Below are 15440 nucleotides of genomic sequence, written 5' to 3'. Positions count from 1 at the left end.
CGGCGCGCTGGCGCTGGCGGGCTTCGCCGCGGCCCTCGCCGAGCCCGCCCTCGCGCAGGCGCCGGCCGCAACCCCGCCGAAGCCGACCGCGGGCGACACCGCCTTCGTCCTCTTCTCCGCCTACCTGGTCCTGCTGATGGTCATCCCCGGCCTGGCGCTTTTCTACGGCGGCCTGGTCCGTGCCAAGAACATGCTGTCGGTGCTGACGCAGGTCTTCGTGATCGTCGCGGTCGTGTCGATCATCTACGTCATCTACGGCTACTCGCTGTCCTTCACCTCGGGCGGCGGGCTGAACGCCTTCGTCGGCGGCTTCTCCAAGGCCTTCCTGATGGGCGTCGACGCCACCAAGAACGTCCCGACCTTCTCCAACGGCGTCGTCATTCCGGAATATGCCTTTATCCTGTTCCAGATGACCTTCGCCTGCATCACGCCGGCCCTCATCGTCGGCGCCTTCGCCGAGCGCGTGAAGTTCTCGGCGCTGCTGCTCTTCACCGTGCTCTGGGTCACCTTCATCTATTTCCCGATGGCCCACATGGTCTGGTACTGGGCCGGCCCCGACGCCATCGCCGATGCCGTCAAGGCGGTCGCTGCCGCCGGTTCCGACGCGGCGGCCAAGGCTGCGGCCGAGGCGAAGCTCGCCGAGGTCAAGGCTGATGCGGGTCTCCTCTTCTCGTGGGGCGCCCTCGACTTTGCCGGTGGCACCGTCGTCCACATCAATGCGGGCATTGCCGGTCTCGTCGGCTGCCTCGTGATCGGCAAGCGCATCGGCTACGGCAAGGAACTGATGCCTCCCCACTCGCTGGTCATGACGCTCATCGGCGGCGCCCTGCTCTGGGTCGGCTGGTTCGGGTTCAATGCCGGCTCCAACCTCGAGGCCAACGGCACCGCCGCCATGGCGGCGATCAACACCTATGTCGCGACCGGTGCCGCGACCCTGTCCTGGCTCTTCGTCGAATGGGCCGCCAAGGGCAAGCCGTCGCTGCTCGGTGCCGTCTCGGGCGCCATTGCCGGCCTCGTCGCGGTGACGCCGGCGGCAGGCTTCGCCGGTCCGATGGGTGCCATCGTCCTCGGCCTCGTCTCCGGTGGCGTCTGCTTCATCTTCTGCTCGACGGTGAAGAACGCCTTCGGTTACGACGACACGCTGGACGTCTTCGGCATCCACTGCGTCGGCGGCATCATCGGCGCCCTCGCCACGGGCGTCCTGGTGAACACCGCCCTCGGCGGCGCCGGCATCCCCGACTACGAATCGAAGCCGGGCGAACTCGTTGCCGGCGCCTACGAGTTCGGGACGGCGATGTGGGCGCAGACGAAGGGCGTGCTCTTCACCATCGTCTGGTCCGGAATCGGCTCCTTCATCATCTTCAAGATCGTCGATGTGATCATCGGCCTGCGGGTGACGGCGGACCGTGAGCGCGAGGGTCTCGACCTCGCCGAGCACGGCGAGCGCGCCTACAACCTCTGACGCCTGCCCTCCTTCAGGCTTCACACTCCCCCGGCGCAGCAATGCGCCGGGGTTTTTGTTGGCGATTGGCGCGGGCCGACACCTGAGTGCCCGACGACCGGCGGTCGTCGACGCCCGGCGATGGTTAATCCCACGTCAACCGTTGCCTCGCTAAGGTTCGCTCCTGAACCGGAGGGCCTGCCGGGGAGGGCGCGCCGCAGGGCCGTCCCGCCGCGGGTCCTCGCTCGCATGGGATGGAATGACGATGGCAGTGGTGCGCCGGCACACCGGACCTTCGCTGGTTCCCGACGGTCTGGGCGGCGCCATGCGGCGCCAGCTGCGCCGGCTCGCAGGTCTCGGCATCCTGGTGGCCGTGCTGGTCGCCGCCGTCGCCATGCTGACCTGGACCGCCGGTGATCCCTCGCTGAGCCACGCAACCAATGCGCCGGTGAAGAACTGGATCGGGCGGCCGGGGGCGATCCTCGCCGACCTCCTGATGCAGCTCTTCGGCCTCGCCGCCGTCGTGCTCCTGGCGATCGCCGCCGTCTGGGGCTGGCTGATGCTGCGCGCCCGCCCCTTCGACCGCGAGGGCCTGCGCGTGCCGCTGGGCATCGGCGCGGCGATGATCCTGGCGGTCGGCGCCTCGCTGCTGCCCTCCCCGTCCGGCTGGCCGCTGCCGACCGGCATCGGCGGCGTGATCGGCGACGGCGGGCTGACCGTCATCTCCGCCGTCTTCGGCCGCATGACCGGCCTGTCGCGGATCGTGGCGCTGGCGGTGACCGGCCTCGTCGGTCTCTTCCTGTTCGCCGCCGCCATCGGACTGGTGCTGCGGCCTGAGGCCGAGACGCCGGAGGAGGAGATCGAGCGTATCGCGCCCAAGGCGCGGCGTCCGGCGGACGACGACCATGAGCCCGGCGTCGTCGGCGGCATGGTGTCGAGCGCGGTGGGCGCCGTCGCCCATGGCGTGCTGTCGACCAAGGCCCGCCTCGCCCGCATGGTGGCGGAGGCGCCGCAGACCGCCCGCGCCGCGGCCGGTGCGCCGCCGGCCGAAGCCGCGGCTCCCGCCGGTCCGGGGCTCACCGCCCGCGCCAAGGCCTTCTTCACCGAACCGGACGACGACGGCATGCCCGTGGCGCGGAAGACCTCCGGCGTCCGCCGCGAACCCGTCATCGAGGCCGCCGCACCTGACCGTCAGCCGCGCACCTACCACGCCCCGCTGTCCGAGCGGCCCGTTCCCGAGGAGCCTGTGGCGATGGAAGCTCCGCGCATCGCACCGGCCCACGAGCCCGACGACGACATGCCGCTGCCCTCGGGCGTGACGCCGAAGCCCGTCGCCGGCCCGCGCATCCATGCGCCAGCCCCCGCGCCGCGCCCCGCCGCGATCCAGCAGAAACTGCCGCTCCCGCCACCGGACGGTGCCGATCACACCTACGAGCTGCCGCCGCTCGATCTCCTGACCGAACCCAAGCCCTCCGAACGTGACGCCTCCATGTCGATGGAGGTCCTGCAGGACAACGCCACGACGCTCGCCTCCGTGCTCGACGATTTCGGCGTCCGCGGCGAGATCATCAACGTGCGTCCCGGCCCGGTCGTCACGCTCTACGAACTGGAACCGGCCCCCGGCACGCGCTCCAACCGCGTCATCGGCCTCGCCGACGACATCGCCCGCTCGATGTCGGCGATCTCGGCGCGCGTCGCCCTGGTCGCCGGACGCAACGCCATCGGGATCGAGCTGCCGAACGCCAAGCGCGAGAACGTGCTCCTGCGCGAGATGCTGGCGAGCCAGGACTTCATCACCGCCAAGGAGAAGCTGCCGATCGCGCTCGGCAAGACAATCGGCGGCGATCCGGTCATCGCCGACCTTGCGAAAATGCCGCATCTGCTCGTCGCCGGCACCACCGGCTCGGGCAAGTCGGTCGCCATCAACACCATGATCCTGTCGCTGCTCTACCGGCTCCGGCCGGACCAGTGCCGGTTGATCATGGTCGATCCGAAGATGCTGGAACTCTCCATCTATGACGGCATTCCCCATCTGCTGACCCCCGTCGTCACCGATCCGAAGAAGGCGGTGGTGGCGCTGAAATGGGCGGTCCGCGAGATGGAGGAGCGCTACAAGAAGATGTCGAAGCTCGGCGTCCGCAACATCGACGGCTTCAACGCCCGGATGGCACAGGCCAAGGCCAAGGGCGAGGTGCTGACCCGCACGGTGCAGACCGGCTTTGACCGCGAGACCGGCGAGGCCATCTACGAGCAGGAGGAAATGGGCCTCGAACCCATCCCCTACATCGTCGTCATCGTCGACGAGATGGCCGACCTGATGATGGTGGCCGGCAAGGATATCGAGGGCGCCATCCAGCGCCTCGCGCAGATGGCCCGTGCCGCCGGCATTCACCTGATCATGGCGACGCAGCGCCCCTCGGTCGACGTCATCACCGGCACGATCAAGGCGAACTTCCCGACCCGCATCTCCTTCCAGGTGACGTCGAAGATCGATAGCCGCACCATTCTCGGCGAGCAGGGGGCCGAACAGCTCCTCGGCCGCGGCGACATGCTCTACATGGCCGGTGGCGGGCGCATCAGCCGCGTCCACGGCCCCTTCGTCTCCGACGAGGAGGTGGAGCGCATCGTCGGTCACCTGAAGATGCAGGGCTCGCCCGACTATCTCGACGCCGTCACCACCGACGACGACGACGGCGTGGAAGGCGATGGCGACGACGGCGCCGTCTTCGACAAGGGCGCCTTCGGCGAGGAGCCGGCCGACCTCTACGACAAGGCCGTTCAGGTCGTGCTCCGCGACAAGAAGGCCTCCACCTCCTATATCCAGCGCCGCCTGCAGATCGGCTACAACCGCGCCGCCTCGCTCATCGAGCGGATGGAGCGCGAGGGCCTGGTCGGCCCGGCCAACCATGCGGGAAAGCGCGAGATCCTGATGCCGGAGGCAGCGGATTGACGGGCTCCCGCCTCGAAATCGCCCCACCGGCTACCTATCTGCCCTTCACCATGATCCCGATGACCGAGCCGCTCCGAGGACAGACGATGACCGCCACGCCCTGCGCGAACCATCGCCGGCCGAACCTCGCGGTGTCGCGGCGGACGGCGCTGTCAGCGGTGCTCGGCATCGCCCTGGCGGTCGCCGCCATGCCGGCTGCGGCAAGCGAGCGACCGTTCATCCTCGCCCAGCAGGGTGCGCCGCTTCAGATCGGTCCCGGAGGCTCTGCGCCGCCGCGTGGCGCCCCCTCCGCGTCGCCCGCCCCGCCAGCGGCCGCTGCGGCAGTCCCTGCCGGCAGCGCTCCCCTGTCGCCGCCGGTGCGCCGCCCCGCGCCGCGCGCCGCCCGCGGCGTCGACGCGGATTCCCGCGACATTGCCCAGCAGGTCAACGCCTATTTCAACGGCATCCGGTTCATGCAGGGCGATTTCGTCCAGGTCGGCCCCGACGGCCGCCGCACCACCGGCCGGCTCTATCTCGACAAGCCCGGCAAGATCCGCTTCCAGTACAACCCGCCGAGCCCGGTGGAGGTCATCGCCGACGGCCAGTCGGTGGCGGTGCGCGACCGCCGGCTCAACACGCAGGACATCTACCCGCTGTCGCAGACGCCGCTGCGCTTTCTCCTGTCGGACCGGGTCGACATCCTGCGCGACGCCAACGTCACTTCGGTCACGCGCGACCCGGAATATGTCATCGTCATGCTGGAGGAGCGTCAGGCGCTCGGCGGCACCAACCGGCTGATGGTCCTGTTCAACGCCGCCGACATGACGCTGCGCCAATGGACGGTCTACGACGCCCAGGGCTACGAGACTTCGGTGGCGCTGCACAATCTCGATCCGCGCACCCGGCCGGACCAGCGGCTCTTCCGCATCAACTACCAGCGCCTGCTGGAATGACGCGGCGGCTCAGTCGATGGCGCCGAGCGTCCTCACCACCGTCCAGCGGCAGGTAAGGGCGGCGACCGCCGTGACCAGCACGACGAGCAGGGCGATGGCGGCATAGCCGGTCGGCCCGAGGGCGAAGGATCCGAACAGCGCCTCGATCTGGTCGCCGCCGGCGGTCGCCCGCCAGCGCGCGGCGATGAAGCCGGACAGCATGATGGCGCCGAGCGCCGCGAGCCCGCCGGCGAGGCTGCCCTTCAGCGCCAGCCACAGGAAATGTCGCTGGAACTCCCCGGCGATGAAGGCGTCGCGGGCGCCGACGAAATGCAGCACCTCGACCACGGGCCGGTTTGTCTCGACCGCTGCGCGGGTGGCGAAGACGACGGACAGGCCCGTCGCGGCGATCATCAGCGCGACGATGACGAGGCCGACGACGATCACCGCCCGCGCCATCGCCCTGAGGCGGTCGAACCACTGGCGGTGGTCGTCGAGGCTGGCGGAGGGAACCTCGGCGGTCAGCACCCGCCGGAAGGCCTCCATGTCGGTGCGGCGATCATCCGCGAGCTTGACGACGATCAGCCGCGGGATCGGCAGATCCTCCGCGCCGAGGCCGGTGCCGAGCCAGGGCTCCAGCATGCGGCGCGTCTCCTCGGCGGTGTAGGGCGAGACATCGGCGACGCCGGGGAAGCGCACGGCGATCTCGGTGGCGCGCGCCACGTCGGCGATCAGGTCCCGCCCGGCGACCGGCCGGACCTGGATCGTCGCCTCCCGGACGATGGAGGACGTCCAGTCCGCCGCGGCGGTGCGGACGAGGTCGACGCTGCCCACGGTGAGCGAACCGAGGAAGGTCATGATGGCGATGATGACGGCGAGGGCCCGGCCGGCGATGGATGACGGCGGCACGAGGGAGGCCCCACGCGGGCGCGACGCGGCCCTGCCCGTCTCCGGGTCCTGCTCACGGCTCGCCAGCCAGTGGCGCAGGGACGCGCTGCGGCGGGTTCCGGTCACCACCCGCCCGCCTCCATGTGATGGGGGTCGCTGATCGTCAGGCTGCCGTCGCGGATGACGAGCTGGCGCGCCTCCACCTGTTCCAGCAGCGACAGGTCGTGGGTGGCGATGAGCACGGCCGTACCGGTGCGGTTGAGCTCGACGAAGAGCCGCAGCAACCGCTTGGCCAGCGGCGGATCGACATTGCCCGTCGGCTCGTCGGCCAGCAGCATCTCAGGTCGCACGATGACGGCACGGGCGATCGCCGCCCGCTGCTTCTCGCCGCCCGACAGGATAGGCGGATAGGCGTCGATGCGCTCGCCGAGGCCGACCCATTCGAGGAGGTCGACGACTTCGGAGCGGTAGCTCGCCTCGTCCTTGCCGAGGACGCGCAGCGGCAGCGCGACGTTCTCGTAGGTCGTCAGATGGTCCAGCAGCCGGAAATCCTGGAACACGATGCCGATGCGGCGACGCAGGACCGACAGTTCGTCCTTGGAGAGGCGCGAGGTGTCGTGGTCGAAGACGGTGACGATGCCGCGCGTCGCGCGCAGCGACAGGAAAAGCAGCTTCAGGAGGCTCGTCTTGCCGGCCCCGGACGGGCCGGTGAGGAACTGGAACGAATGCGGTTCGATGCCGAAGGAGAGGTCCTTCAGCACTTCGGGACCCAGCCCGTAGCGCAAACCGACATTCTCGAACCGGACCAAGGCGTCGTCTTCCCTCTGTCGGCCGGCGATTCGGCCCGCATGATCATGCCACGGCCGGCGACTTAACCGCCAATTAACCACGCTGGGTAAAGGTGGTGTGGAGGGACAACCGTCCCAAGGCACCCAACCCATGCTGATCGTCTGCCCCTCCTGCGCGACGGCCTTCAAGGTCACGAAATCCGTCCTCGGTGATGCCGGCCGGCAGGTTCGCTGCGCCCAGTGCCGGACCGTGTGGCTGGCGACGCCGGAGAGCGCGATCGAGGAACCCGCGATGGCGCCCGCCGGGGCGGCTGCGGCAGGGGCCGCGAGCGCGCCGCAGGACCAGGTCGACGACGATGCCGACTGGGGCGCGGCCTTCGCCGAAGAGGCCGAGAGCAAAGGCGACGGCAAAGGCGACGATAACGGCGGCAACCGGGACGCCGGTAATACCGACGCCGATCTTTTCGCCGAGACCGCGATGCCGCAGGCCGCATCGCCCTCGCTGCAGCCCGACAGCGAGGTTCCGGCGCTTCCCGCCCGCGCGAGGAATCCAGACGACGAGCCGCCGGTGCGCAGCGGCGGACGAGGCTCATCGACGCCGGAGCCGACCCGCCGGCGTCTGCGCCCGACCTTCACCCGACCGAGGGGCCAGTCGATCCGGGTGTCGCCGCCGATGTTCATCCTGCTCGTGGGCTCGGCCATTCTCGCCAGCCTGCTGTTCGGCCGGGAACATGTGGTGCGCACCGTTCCCGATTCCGCCGGGGTCTACGAGAGCATCGGGCTGCCGGTGAACCTGCGCGGCGTCGAGTTCCGCGACGTGAAGGGCGCCAACGAGATCGTCGACGGCGTCGTGGTCCTCGTCGTCGAAGGCCAGCTGGTCAATATTTCCGGGCAGAGCGTGGATCTGCCCCGGCTGCGCCTCGCCGTCCGCGATGCCGGCGGCAAGGAGATCTACACCTGGACCGCGACGCCGCCGACCGCCCGTCTCGGGCCAGGTGGCAGTTCGCCTTTCCGGTCGCGCCTCGCCTCGCCGCCGCCCGATGGCGCAAGCGTCGAGGTGCGGTTCTTCACCCGTCTGGACGCCGCCGGCCGGTAAACGCCGGAGGGCGAACTGCGGAAAGCTGATACGTGGTGACGGCGGACGCATGGCGGAGTACACCTCGACGAACGGGTCTCGCGCGACGGGAACCGTCGGAGTCCGATCGATGAACCGAGACAACATCCGCGTTCTGTTCTCCGCCGAGGCCATTGCCGAGCGCAACAAGGCCCTGGTCCAGGAGATTGCCGGCACCAGGCCTGAACGGCTCCTGGTGGTCGCCGTGCTGAAGGGCAGCTTCGTTTTCGCCGCCGACCTGATCCGCTCGATGGACGCCGCCGGCATGGCGCCCGAGGTGGAGTTCATGTCGCTGTCGTCCTATCTCGACGGCACGGTCTCCACCGGCCAGGTCAATGTGCTGCACGATGTCGAGAGCCCGGTCGAGGGACGCGACATCCTGCTGGTCGACGACATCCTCGAAAGCGGCCGCACCCTGACCTATGCCAAGGACCTCCTGATGGCGCGCGGCGCGCGGTCGGTGCGCATCTGCGTGCTTCTCGAGAAGCCGGGCAAGCGGGCGGTGCATCTCGTCGCCGACCATGTCGGCTTCACCTGCCCCGACGTCTTCGTCGTCGGCTATGGGATGGACGTCGCCCATGCATGGCGGCAATTGCCCTTCGTCGGCGTGATCGGGGACTGACGGGAGTGGCCCGCATTCTCGTCGCCGAGGACGACGCGCCGGTGCGCGCCTTCGTCTGCCGTGCCCTGATGATCGACGGCCACAGCGTCACCGAGGCCGAGGATGGCGCCGAGGCACTCGCCGTCCTGGAGCGCGAGAAAGGCGGCTTCGACCTGCTGCTGACCGACATCCGGATGCCGCTGATGGACGGGATCGCGCTGGCTCTGGCGGCGGCGCCGCAGTTTCCCGATCTCGTCATCCTCCTGATGACCGGTTATGCCGACCAGCGTGAGCGGGCGCACGGGCTGGAAGCGCTCGTCCACGACGTGGTGACCAAGCCCTTCAGCCTCGCCGACATCCGCGCCAAGGTGACAGAGGCTCTCGCTGCCGGTCCGACGCGCCCGGCCTGAGGCGGCCCGGCGACGCCGTTCAATCGGCTTGCCTTGGGTCTGTTTCAGGCGCCGCTTGTCAGGCGCCCTTGGCCTTCTTCGCGCGGTCGATGGCCTCGATGATCAGGCGGCGGGCCTCGCTCGCATCGCCCCAGCCGATGACCTTCACCCATTTCGAGGATTCCAGATCCTTGTAGTGGGAGAAAAAGTGCTCGATCTGCTTCAGCGTGATCTCGGGCAGGTCCCTGATGTCGTGGACGTTCTCGTAGCGGCGGGTGAGCCGGGGCACGGGAACCGCGACGATCTTCTCGTCGCCGCCGGCCTCGTCTTCCATCTTCAGCACGCCGACGGGGCGGCAGGCGACGACCGCACCCGGCACGATGCCGCGCTGGTTGGCGATCAGGACGTCGCAGGGGTCGCCGTCTTCCGACAGCGTATGCGGGATGAAGCCGTAATTCCCGGGATAGCGCATCGACGTGTAGAGGAAGCGGTCGACCACCAGCGTGCCGGCGTCCTTGTCCATCTCATACTTGATCGGCTCGCCGCCCACCGGAACCTCGACGATGACATTGACCTCGTCGGGCGGGTTCTTGCCAATCGAAATGGCGTCGATACGCATCGGTTCTGTCTCCGGACAAATGTGGCGCTTGGTTAGCCGCAACAGGGCCCCGGCCGCAAGTGCCGCACTGCAAAATCGCCCGCACGGGAGATGAGTTCAGGCTGTCCAGCCGAAGGCGGTCTTGTCCAGGGCGCGGTCGCCGAAGGTCTCGGAGGACCTTGCGATCGGCTTGCCGCCGAGGCTGCGGTAGAACCGCATGGCGGCGTCGTTGTCGCTCAGGGCCCAGATCACCAGACTGTCCAGGCCGTGCGCCTCGAGGTCCTTGCGCGCCGATTCGAACAGGCGGCGGCCGAGGCCGATGCCGATGAATTTCGGCCGCAGATAGAGCTCGTAGATCTCGCCCTCGTAGGTCAGGGCCTTGGCGCGGTTGCGGCCGTAATTGGCATAGCCGGCCACTTCGTCGCCAAAGCCGAGAAGGGCGATGCGGTTGCCCTTGCGGATGGCCGCGTCCCACCAGCCGGGGCCCCGCTTGGCGATGAGCTTTTCCAGCTCGGCGCCGGGGATCAGGCCGCGATAAGCGGCACGCCAGGCCTCGTCATGGACCTCTGCCACGATCGGGGCGTCGGATTTCCGCGCCAGGCGGATTTCTGTTGTGAAAGTCTTCATCGCCCTCGGATGGAAACACGAGAGCGGGTGCACCGCAACGGTTTCGTTAAGACTTCATCAACAGGTATGGACAAAAGGTTAATATCAACAGGCCGCGCCGTCCGCGACCTACCCATGCAAAAGCCCCGGCGCACAGGCCGGGGCTTGCATGTTTCGACCAGGGTGCGGGCGATCAGGCCTGCTGGATCGCCGAGAGCTGCCAGGCACCGCCGTGGGGGCGACGGAACGTCCACAGTTCCACGGCTTCGTCGCCCTGCGGATTGCCGCTGACGACGCGACCGGAGGCCCGCTCGATCGTCAGGTCGGTGCGGGAGAAGCGCATCGCGACCGTCGCATAGTCGCCGTCCTGCTCGCGCCAGGCTTCCGAAAGGTCGCCCTGCAGCAGCCGGACATCGGAGATGCGGTTCACGAGACCCTTGGAGGCGGCTTCCTTCATGTCGTCGGCGAAATAGCCGACCATTTCCGGGGTCGCCATGGCGCGCAGGCCGTTCATGTCCTCACGCGAGTAAGCCTCGTTGACATGGGCCAGCAGGCGCTCGAAGGCGTCGAAGTCCTGCGGGGTGACACCGATCGTGTCGGACGGGCCGGCGGGAGCCGCCACCGAGCCACCGGCCATGCCGGGGATGACGCGGTTCTGCGGCATGCCCATCGGCTCGTTGCCGGGAGCGGCGCCCGGGCCGGAGGCTGAGCGGGCCATGGCCGGCTGCTGCTCGCCGTTGTTCTGGCGGCGGCCGCGCACGAGGCGGACGACGAGGTAGATGACGCCGGCGATCAGCGCGAACTGGAAGAGGAAGCCGAGCATGCCCATCAGCGAGCCGAGGCCGCCGAGGAAGCCCTGGCCGGAGAGCAGGCCGAACAGGCCGGCGCCGAGGAAGCCGGCGGCGAGACCCATACCGAGGCCACCGAAGCGCGAGCCCTGGGCTGCAGCCGGAGCGGCCGCGCCGGGGCGGGCCGCCATGCCGGGCTGCTGCATGCCGGGTGCCGGGGTCGGCGCGGTCGTGCGCTGCAGGGGAGCCGCGGTCGTCGGTGCGGTGTTGGTGGTCGGCGGAGGCGCAGCGGTGCGCGCACCGCGGCTGCCGCCACTGCGGGGTGCTGCCTCTGCCACGACACCGCCAAGCATGATGGCGACGCCGGCGACGGCGAAGGCGCGAATGAGAGTCTTGGACCTGAAAAGGGTCTTGGTCGACATGGTTTCCCCACGAATGGCACGGCGTGTTCGCCGCCGCTGCAAAGACGATAGCAGGATATGGGAACCCTGTCGCCGCGAGACAATGCCGCAGCGGCAAAGTGAAAACCGGCGATGGTTTCCCCTCGCCGGTTCACACAGATCTCAGCCCGAAACGCGATCAGGCGGCTTCGACGCGCTTCTTGGCGATGGCCGACTTCAGCTGCCGCGCCTTCGGCGACAGGTCCTCGGCGCTCGCCTTCTGCAGGAAGGCGTCGAGCCCGCCATTGTGGTCGACCGAGCGCAGGGCGTGGGTCGAAACGCGCAGCGACACCGTCTGACCGAGCAGGTCGGACGAAAACGAGATATTCTGCAAGTTCGGCAGGAAGCGGTGCTTCGTCTTGATGTTCGAATGGCTGACCCGATGGCCAACCTGAACACCCTTGCCGGTGAGTTCACAACGACGCGACATCTGTCGGATCCCAAAGGTAAAATGCGACGGCGTCGGCCGGCCGCTGGACAAAATGGTCCGGTTCGGAGACGCGACGGCATAGTGACAGGACCCGGGCCTGTCAAGCAAAACCGGCGATGCCGAACGCCATCACGTCGAAAAGGATCCTGCCGCATGCCCATCGCCCGTGTCCACCGCATCATCGCGCAAGCACCCGACGACGTCTCCGGCCTCGAGGCGGCGATCGCCGCCGGCCGGCTCGACCCTGCCGGAATTCTCGCGATCTTCGGCAAGACCGAGGGCAACGGCTGCGTCAACGACTTCACCCGCGGCTTCGCCACCCAGTCGCTGACCCTGGCCCTCGCCCGCCATGTCGGGGCGGAGCGCGCCGCCTCCGTCTGCTATGTGATGTCGGGCGGCACGGAAGGCGCGATGGCGCCGCACTGGACCATTTTCGAGCGGCTCGAGGGCGAGGGCGCCCCCGGCCCGGCGCTCGCCATCGGCCGGGTCCATACGGCGGCGCTGCCGCCCGAGCACCTCGGCCGCATGGGCCAGGTCGACGACGTCGCCGCGGGCGTCAGGGCGGCCATGCGGCAGGCCGGCCTCGATGATCCCTGCGACGTCCATTTCGTCCAGGTGAAGTGCCCGTTGCTCACCGCCCAGCGCATCGGCGAGGCCGAGGCGCGGGGCGCCACCGTCGCCGTCCGCGACACGCTGAAGTCGATGGGCCTGTCACGCGGCGCCTCCTCGCTCGGGGTGGCGGTGGCGCTGGGGGAGATCCCGGCCGACGCGCTCGCCGACGCGACGATCGGGCGAGACCTCGCGCTTTTCTCCGGCCGCGCCAGCGCCTCGGCGGGGGTCGAGATCCTCGGCCACGAGATCGTCGTGCTCGGCATGTCGGCGGCCTGGTCCGGACCGCTGGCGATCGACCATGCCGTAATGGCGGATGCCATCGACGTCGAGCCGGTGCGGGCGGCGCTGGCCCGGCTCGGTCTCGGCGCCGGCGGCCAGCTCGGACCTGCGGCCCGCGCCCGGCTCGTGGCGCTGCTCGCCAAGGCGGAGGCCTCGCCGGACGGGGCGGTGCGTGGTGCGCGTCACACCATGCTGGACGATTCCGACATCTCCTCGACGCGCCATGCGCGCGCCTTCGTGGCGGGGGCGCTCGCCGGCCTCGTCGGCCGCACGGATCTCTATGTTTCAGGCGGTGCCGAGCATCAGGGGCCGCCCGGCGGCGGGCCGGTGGCCGTCATCGCGGAACGTGGCTGATCAGGCGGCGGCGACCATCGCGGCGACGAAATCCTGCGTCGACTGGCCAACGGCGCCGCCACGGCGTTCGGCGATGCCGTTGACGGCACTGACATAGCCGTCGTTCCAGACCGAGAGGCCGTCGCCGATCCGGGCGGAGAAGACGGAGACCATCGCGCCGGCGATGCCGCGCGCTTCCAGCGCGGGCAGGCGCGAGATGCCGGCATCGTCGAGGCCGCGGTCGGCGTCGACATAGACGGCCGCCCGGACGGCGGACTTCACCGCCGTCTCCGGCCTGCCGGCGAGCAGGCCGCCATGGGAGGCGGTGACGACGATGTGGCCGGCATCCTCGCTGCCGACGAGGCCATTGGAATCGAGCACGAAGACGCGGATACCCCTGCCTCCGGCCTCGGTGATCTCATGGCGGGCCTCGTCGAGCGCGGCGGGTGCAGGTGATGGCGCCAGGTCGGCGCGGCCGAGCCGTTCGAGCGCCTCGGCGCAGCTCATGCCGCGTCTGAGGCCGAGGCTCGCCGCGGCGGCGTTGACGAAGGACAGGACCCCGCGTTCAGGCATGTCCGCGCCCCAGCCGATGCGGGCGGAGTGATGCGAGACGGTCGCGCCGGGCACGCCGAGGCCATCGAGCCAGGCGAGGCCGGAAATGCCCGCCTGTTCCCGGCCGATGCCGGCATCGTTGAGGATGAGGGCGGAGACCCCCTTCTTCGCCCCGTACCAGGCAGCGTAGACCGCGCCGTGGGAAGCACAGACGGCGATCCGCCCGCGCGCATCGGCGGAGAGGTGGGTGACGCTGTCGAGGACGATGGGGGGCAGCATGGCTTGGACCCGGTTCGGCTGTCGCAGGGCCGGCGACTGTTCCAGTCCCGGCGGCGGGCGGCAATCCGCCGAGCCAAGCCGTTCGTCGGAGGCCAGTCATGCCCGCCCTCGCCTTGACACCTTTGGCCTCGTCCCCACACTCGCTGACAACGACCCGCCAGACGGGCGAAATGCCGGCGCAGACCGGCGACCGGGAGGATGACGACATGACGGCTACGGCCGGGCGCGCGCAGCGCCGTCCGCACCGCTGACCGGCGGATGGACTTTTCCCTGACCGCTGATCAACAGGCCCTGCATGCGGCGGTCGAGCGCCTGTGCGCGCGCTTTCCCGACGCCTACTGGCTGCAGCGCGACACCGAGGGTGGCTTTCCGCACGACTTTCACGCCGCCTTCGCCGGCGCCGGCTTCCTCGGCATCGCCATGCCCCCGGCCTTCGGCGGCTCCGGTCTCGGCATCACGGAAGCCGCCATCATGATGGAGGCGATCGCCGCATCCGGGGCCGGCATGTCGGGCGCCTCCGCCATCCATCTCAACATTTTCGGGCTCAACCCGGTGGTGGTGAAGGGGACCGACGCCCAGAAGGCGCGGATGCTTCCCCCCCTGATCGCCGGCCGGGAGAAAGCCTGCTTCGGCGTCACCGAGCCCGATGCCGGCCTCGATACGCTGAAGATCAAGACGCGGGCCGAACGGCATGGCGACACTTATTTCGTCACCGGGCAGAAGATCTGGACCTCTGCCGCGCAGGTCGCCGACAAGATCCTGCTGCTCGCCCGTACCAGGCCGCTCGCCGCGGTGAAGAAGCGCACCGAGGGGCTGTCGCTGTTCTACACGAGGCTGGACCGCGCCCATGTGGAGGTGCGCGAGATCGCCAAGATGGGCCGCAAGGCGGTCGATTCCAACCAGGTCTTCTTCGACCGCCTGCCGGTGCCGGCGAGCGACCTCATCGGCGAGGAGGGCCAGGGTTTCGACATCATCCTGCACGGGCTGAACCCCGAGCGCATCCTGATCGCGGCGGAGGCCGTCGGGCTGGGGCGCGCGGCGCTGCGGCGCGCCTGCGCCTATGCAGGCGAGCGCGTCGTCTTCGACCGTCCCATCGGGCGGAACCAGGCGATCCAGCATCCGCTGGCCGAGCGCTGGATGGAGCTGGAGGCGGCCGAGCTGATGATGCTGAAGGCCGCCAGCCTCTATGACCGCGGCGAGCCCTGCGGGCCCCAGGCCAATGCCGCCAAATACCTGGCGGCGGAGGCCGGGTACCGCGCCTGCGAGACCGCGGTGATGACGCTCGGCGGCATGGGCTATGCCCGCGAGTTCCATGTCGAGCGCTATCTGCGCGAGGCCTGGATCCCGCGCCTCGCCCCCGTCTCGGCGCAGCTCATCCTCTCCTACATCGCCGAGAAGGTCCTCGGCCTGCCGAAATCCTACTGAACCAAGACCAGACAGA

The 15440-nt window shown here is 69.4% G+C and carries 15 protein-coding genes; 8 read left to right on the top strand and 7 right to left on the bottom strand.

What is annotated here, in order from left to right; translation table 11 throughout:
- The first annotated feature begins 7 nt into the window (after positions 1-7).
- The 3 genes from Q8O26_RS05580 to Q8O26_RS05570 all read left to right on the top strand — a co-directional run bounded on the left by Q8O26_RS05580 (position 8) and on the right by Q8O26_RS05570 (position 5323).
- Positions 8-1462 (top strand): ammonium transporter, encoded by a 1455-nt coding sequence (locus Q8O26_RS05580; RefSeq protein WP_305574314.1) that lies wholly within the window; start codon positions 8-10, stop codon positions 1460-1462.
- Positions 1463-1706: 244 nt separating this feature from the next.
- Positions 1707-4391, top strand: a complete 2685-nt coding sequence (locus tag Q8O26_RS05575; protein WP_305574312.1) for a DNA translocase FtsK — start codon at positions 1707-1709, stop codon at positions 4389-4391.
- On the top strand, positions 4388-5323 hold the full coding sequence (locus tag Q8O26_RS05570) for an outer-membrane lipoprotein carrier protein LolA (protein ID WP_305574310.1): 936 nt from the start codon (positions 4388-4390) through the stop codon (positions 5321-5323). The genes Q8O26_RS05575 and Q8O26_RS05570 overlap by 4 nt, the downstream gene beginning before the upstream one ends.
- A 9-nt stretch (positions 5324-5332) precedes the next feature.
- Here Q8O26_RS05570 and Q8O26_RS05565 read toward each other — a convergent pair whose 3' ends face one another.
- Positions 5333-6316 carry an ABC transporter permease gene (locus Q8O26_RS05565; protein WP_305574308.1) on the bottom strand — a complete coding sequence of 328 codons (984 nt, stop codon included), beginning with the start codon at positions 6314-6316 and terminating at the stop codon, positions 5333-5335.
- Positions 6313-6999 (bottom strand): cell division ATP-binding protein FtsE, encoded by a 687-nt coding sequence (gene ftsE, locus Q8O26_RS05560; RefSeq protein WP_305574306.1) that lies wholly within the window; start codon positions 6997-6999, stop codon positions 6313-6315. Before ftsE ends, Q8O26_RS05565 begins: the two co-directional genes overlap by 4 nt.
- Before the next feature lie 130 nt (positions 7000-7129).
- On the opposite strand from ftsE, the gene Q8O26_RS05555 reads away from it, so the two are divergent.
- The 3 genes from Q8O26_RS05555 to Q8O26_RS05545 all read left to right on the top strand — a co-directional run bounded on the left by Q8O26_RS05555 (position 7130) and on the right by Q8O26_RS05545 (position 9103).
- Positions 7130-8074: an MJ0042-type zinc finger domain-containing protein gene (locus Q8O26_RS05555; RefSeq protein WP_305574304.1), complete on the top strand. Its 945-nt coding sequence runs from the start codon at positions 7130-7132 to the stop codon at positions 8072-8074.
- A 109-nt stretch (positions 8075-8183) separates the two neighbouring features.
- A complete protein-coding gene (hpt, locus tag Q8O26_RS05550; protein WP_305574302.1) occupies positions 8184-8714 on the top strand; it encodes a hypoxanthine phosphoribosyltransferase in 531 nt (176 codons plus the stop codon).
- A 5-nt stretch (positions 8715-8719) separates the two neighbouring features.
- Positions 8720-9103 (top strand): response regulator, encoded by a 384-nt coding sequence (locus tag Q8O26_RS05545; protein WP_305574300.1) that lies wholly within the window; start codon positions 8720-8722, stop codon positions 9101-9103.
- Between the two features lie 58 nt (positions 9104-9161).
- On the opposite strand, the gene ppa is transcribed toward Q8O26_RS05545, so the two are convergent.
- The 4 genes from ppa to rpmB all read right to left on the bottom strand — a co-directional run bounded on the left by ppa (position 9162) and on the right by rpmB (position 11944).
- Positions 9162-9701, bottom strand: coding sequence for an inorganic diphosphatase (ppa, locus tag Q8O26_RS05540; protein ID WP_305574299.1), 540 nt, complete (start codon positions 9699-9701; stop codon positions 9162-9164).
- Positions 9702-9797: 96 nt separating this feature from the next.
- Positions 9798-10307, bottom strand: a complete 510-nt coding sequence (locus Q8O26_RS05535; protein WP_305574297.1) for a GNAT family N-acetyltransferase — start codon at positions 10305-10307, stop codon at positions 9798-9800.
- Between the two features lie 172 nt (positions 10308-10479).
- Positions 10480-11496, bottom strand: coding sequence for a TIM44-like domain-containing protein (locus tag Q8O26_RS05530; RefSeq protein ID WP_305574295.1), 1017 nt, complete (start codon positions 11494-11496; stop codon positions 10480-10482).
- Between the two features lie 157 nt (positions 11497-11653).
- Positions 11654-11944: a 50S ribosomal protein L28 gene (gene rpmB / locus Q8O26_RS05525; protein WP_305574293.1), complete on the bottom strand. Its 291-nt coding sequence runs from the start codon at positions 11942-11944 to the stop codon at positions 11654-11656.
- A 153-nt stretch (positions 11945-12097) separates the two neighbouring features.
- Between rpmB and Q8O26_RS05520 the strand changes: the two genes are divergently transcribed.
- A complete protein-coding gene (locus Q8O26_RS05520; protein WP_305574291.1) occupies positions 12098-13189 on the top strand; it encodes a ring-opening amidohydrolase in 1092 nt (363 codons plus the stop codon).
- On the opposite strand, the gene Q8O26_RS05515 is transcribed toward Q8O26_RS05520, so the two are convergent.
- Complete coding sequence (locus Q8O26_RS05515) at positions 13190-13999, bottom strand: hypothetical protein (RefSeq protein ID WP_305574290.1); 810 nt, start codon at positions 13997-13999, stop codon at positions 13190-13192.
- Positions 14000-14257: 258 nt separating this feature from the next.
- Here Q8O26_RS05515 and Q8O26_RS05510 point away from each other — a divergent pair, with 258 nt between their 5' ends.
- Positions 14258-15424: an acyl-CoA dehydrogenase family protein gene (locus Q8O26_RS05510; protein WP_305574289.1), complete on the top strand. Its 1167-nt coding sequence runs from the start codon at positions 14258-14260 to the stop codon at positions 15422-15424.
- Positions 15425-15440 lie beyond the last annotated feature (16 nt).

It is taken from the genome of Phreatobacter sp. (assembly GCF_030691135.1).
In the GTDB taxonomy this organism is placed as follows: Bacteria; Pseudomonadota; Alphaproteobacteria; order Rhizobiales; family Phreatobacteraceae; genus Phreatobacter.
The sequence above is the reverse complement of the archived record's forward strand: the minus strand, read 5'-3'. Positions and strand labels throughout refer to the sequence as shown.

Bases quoted from the DNA above. Each gene is read 5' to 3' on its own strand.
- Q8O26_RS05575 (WP_305574312.1), top strand. From the start codon at position 1,707: ATGGCAGTGGTGCGCCGGCACACCGGACCTTCGCTGGTTCCCGACGGT.
- Q8O26_RS05555 (WP_305574304.1), top strand. From the start codon at position 7,130: ATGCTGATCGTCTGCCCCTCCTGCGCGACGGCCTTCAAGGTCACGAAA.
- hpt (WP_305574302.1), top strand. From the start codon at position 8,184: ATGAACCGAGACAACATCCGCGTTCTGTTCTCCGCCGAGGCCATTGCC.
- ppa (WP_305574299.1), bottom strand. From the start codon at position 9,701: ATGCGTATCGACGCCATTTCGATTGGCAAGAACCCGCCCGACGAGGTC.
- Q8O26_RS05535 (WP_305574297.1), bottom strand. From the start codon at position 10,307: ATGAAGACTTTCACAACAGAAATCCGCCTGGCGCGGAAATCCGACGCC.
- Q8O26_RS05530 (WP_305574295.1), bottom strand. From the start codon at position 11,496: ATGTCGACCAAGACCCTTTTCAGGTCCAAGACTCTCATTCGCGCCTTC.
- rpmB (WP_305574293.1), bottom strand. From the start codon at position 11,944: ATGTCGCGTCGTTGTGAACTCACCGGCAAGGGTGTTCAGGTTGGCCAT.
- Q8O26_RS05520 (WP_305574291.1), top strand. From the start codon at position 12,098: ATGCCCATCGCCCGTGTCCACCGCATCATCGCGCAAGCACCCGACGAC.
- Q8O26_RS05515 (WP_305574290.1), bottom strand. From the start codon at position 13,999: ATGCTGCCCCCCATCGTCCTCGACAGCGTCACCCACCTCTCCGCCGAT.
- Q8O26_RS05510 (WP_305574289.1), top strand. From the start codon at position 14,258: ATGGACTTTTCCCTGACCGCTGATCAACAGGCCCTGCATGCGGCGGTC.